Below are 3,230 nucleotides of genomic sequence, written 5' to 3' on the forward strand. Positions count from 1 at the left end.
AATCCTTATAGGGCAAGAGACTCAATTGATTAGCTCGTTCTAGATAGAAAACAATTGGCCAAAATCGAAGCAATGTCTTTCTGTGTAAGGGTTTTATCCTTTATAACCCCCCTCCATTGCATAACACAAACCGAAGAACCAGTGCTTACTCTTTAACGATTATACTCGATTTGATCTTTATTTAGCGTTTAAGTCCCACTAACGTCGAAAAATTAAAGACCGATGAATCTGACAAATCTTTTTCTTGAGCTTATCAGAACTGCCGTGGTTCAAGATGATGATATAGGCTTGAGTAGGAAACTGTAAATTGGTAACGAGCAAGTTAATTAATTTATGAGGCGCATCCGAACTTTCAATCAAATCTCGTTTACGAACAATCCCTAGAACACAGAAGTGGTTTTCAGGAAAGTACCTGACCACTTTCTCTACTAGATAAGCTTCTTTAACCTGCGGATAGCAAGCTAACTGCTGTTTCAGTTCATTTACCTCTAATGCTTTCAGAGTGTGAGGTTGAAATCTATCGTAATCACCCACAGTAGCTCTTTCCTGTTGAGCTTTTAGTAAAAGTTGATAATGTTGTTCAGCTCGTGCGCGATATTTCTGAGCCTCTTCAGTTTGACCTTGTTGACAGAAAAAACCATAAACTAACTCACAGCCAGCTATGACCCAATCCACTCTTTGCTCTATGGCTTTTTCGATATGGGCAATGCCTGATGCATCAGCCTTGTGTAAAAAAACTTGTCCAATAGCATAGTTTGCTTCTGCATGATCGGGCTGAATTTTTAACACGTCTTGTAAGAAGGGAAGTGCTGCTTCACCACCTTGTAATTCCAAGGTGTAATAGGCTCGTTCCCATGCTTCTTGTTCAGGCAGAGTCTGCATTTGGGCTTTTTGATCTAATGCTCGTAGTTTGTCTTTGGTTTCCTGTAGGTATGCATAGCGCTGTCGCCAAGGTGTCGATATGGCTGCTTTCCAATCTTGATCGAACTGTTTCGCAAATTTGTGTAAGATCATCTTTCCCAGAAGGTGTTCTGCTGCACTTATTTGGATTGTTGCGGGTTGAGGTAACGTTTCTAATTGAGTAGTCTGATAACCCAGCGATTTTAACCGATCAGCAAGACAGGGATGGGTGTCTGCATAACTGGTTTTTTGTGCAAGTGCCTGCTCTAACCATTGTTTGGTCTCCTCTTCGGCAATTGGATTATGCAAAACGGTCAACATAGATGAATAAGCATTGCTCGGTGGATCAGCCTGATGCTCTGCCCGTTTTTGGATATCTGACCAGAAGGAACTCTCCAGAAAACGAGCTTTGACTTCTATGTTAATTAGAGCTTCAGCCGTGTTGTTTGCGCTAGTGAGTTGAGCCGCACAGCGATCAGCTTCATACTCATTCATTCGTGCCAGGGTAAAAGAATAGGCATTAAAGGAAGGCCAATACCAATCTAAAAAGCGATTAAATAAAACAAAGGCTCCAGATTGATCGCTTTGATGTAACTGTTCATAAATCTGCATCCAAGTTTTGCGAATTCGATAAATCCATGCTGCAAAGCGAGAATGGTTACCAGAGAGATGCCCTAACTCGTGCGCCATAACTGCTTTAAGTTGTTCCAGCGATAATGACTGCATCAAGGGAAGTCCCAAAAGTAAATAGTTTTCCTGCCAACCAAAGATACCCAGTCGTGGAACTTGAACGACTGCTGCATTGAACTCTTGATTTAACAGGATGTTATGAAATCGGGGAGCTTGGAGTTTAGTCGTCAACTCATCGACTAGAGCGAATAATTTAGGAACTTGATGACGATTAAGTTTCAAACCTTCAGGCTCAGGGACGGTCACCCAAAGTGATCGCACAATCACCCATGCTGGAATTAGTAACAAAATAGCCAGCTTAATAATGACAGAATTGACACGGTGACTGAAAACAATAAATGAGACAATTAATCCAATTAGTGTTAACAGCCCAGCAAGCACCAGAAAGATGTAGGCGTACCCTAATATGGCAAACAGGGCAACTCGTAGGCGATAACTCCTAGGATGTGCCTTCGAGAATTTTTCTAGCGTTCCAACTAATGTATCAAACTGTTTCTGTGTGATTGTCATAAAAATAACTGTACTAACTATCGAAAGATGCGTTATAAATTTCCTAGTGAAGAAAGGCACTCATGCAAGAGGCAAGGGGGGGGTTAGATATGTGTAATTAATTTTGCTTAGGTACTTAACTGATAACTGATCACTGAAAAGGTGCTGGTGTGATGATTCGTGCTGTCAAGGTTCCGTTCTATTTTTCGGGTAGGGGTAAAATTCCTCAATTCAGAGGGGTAAAGCGGCTTAGTCTGATTTTGCCTTATGGAAAAACATCAGCGGCTTTCCTCTTGATTTCGGAATTTTGGTGATTTTAGTTTAATTTTTTTGGCTCTTCGGGAATTGTTATGCAAATAATTAACTTAAAATAAAATTCGATGAGAGCAACTACGCTCAAAAGTAGCTGAAACCCATACAGGAAAGGACTTAAGGCACAAATAGGTTAATACCAAAAGATAGACAATCGAGTTAAGATTTGATATAATGGCCAAAAACCAGAGTGTTTTACTTATGATACTTGACAAATTTTTGAACCTAAAAGGAACCTGTATTCAAGGCTATCTACACCTAGAAAATATCGGTATAGTTTGCCGAATCGAATCGAAAAATCAAAAAGCAACCTGTCCTCATTGTGGCTTAGAGAGCGATAAACTACACCAAAATCATCGACATTTAGTCAAAGATTTACCAATCTCAGGTCAACCAGTGTACCTACAGGTTAATCGTCGTCAATTTAAGGGCGATAATTGTCAGAAACCCTTTAGCGAAGAGTTAGATTTTGTCGCCAAGAAACGAACCTATACGAAAAGACTAGCCGCAAATATACTCGAACAATTAAAAGAAGGAGATACTTTAAATGTTAGTCGAAGAAATGACGTAACGGAAGAAGAGATTCAAAGAATGATAGAGGACATAGCTGAAGAAATTACAGAGACAGACCTATCGAAATTAAAAAGACTAGGAATTGACGAAATCGCTCTAGTCAAAGGACAAAAAAATTACTGTGCGGTTTTAGTAAATTTAGATACGGGAAAACTAATAGCTATTCTAGAGAAGCGAACACAAGAAGAATTGAGGGAAACGCTTACAGGGTGGGGAAAAGAGGTGTTAGAGCAAATTGAAGAAGTCAGCATAGACCTTTGGTTGCC

The 3,230-nt window shown here is 40.0% G+C and carries 2 protein-coding genes; one reads left to right on the forward strand and one right to left on the reverse strand.

Features of this window, described 5'->3' with window-relative positions; genetic code table 11:
* Positions 1-198: 198 nt before the first annotated feature.
* The gene (locus O9290_RS10295; protein ID WP_002763291.1) at positions 199-2,100 is read right to left on the reverse strand and encodes a M48 family metallopeptidase; all 1,902 of its coding nucleotides are present in this window, start codon (positions 2,098-2,100) and stop codon (positions 199-201) included.
* Between the two features lie 492 nt (positions 2,101-2,592).
* On the opposite strand from O9290_RS10295, the gene O9290_RS10300 reads away from it, so the two are divergent.
* Positions 2,593-3,230 (forward strand): transposase family protein (locus O9290_RS10300; RefSeq protein ID WP_288087026.1); only part of this gene is annotated, 638 nt, incomplete at its 3' end.

This window comes from Microcystis sp. LE19-41.2A, assembly GCF_027530405.1.
In the GTDB taxonomy this organism is placed as follows: Bacteria; Cyanobacteriota; Cyanobacteriia; order Cyanobacteriales; family Microcystaceae; genus Microcystis; species Microcystis aeruginosa.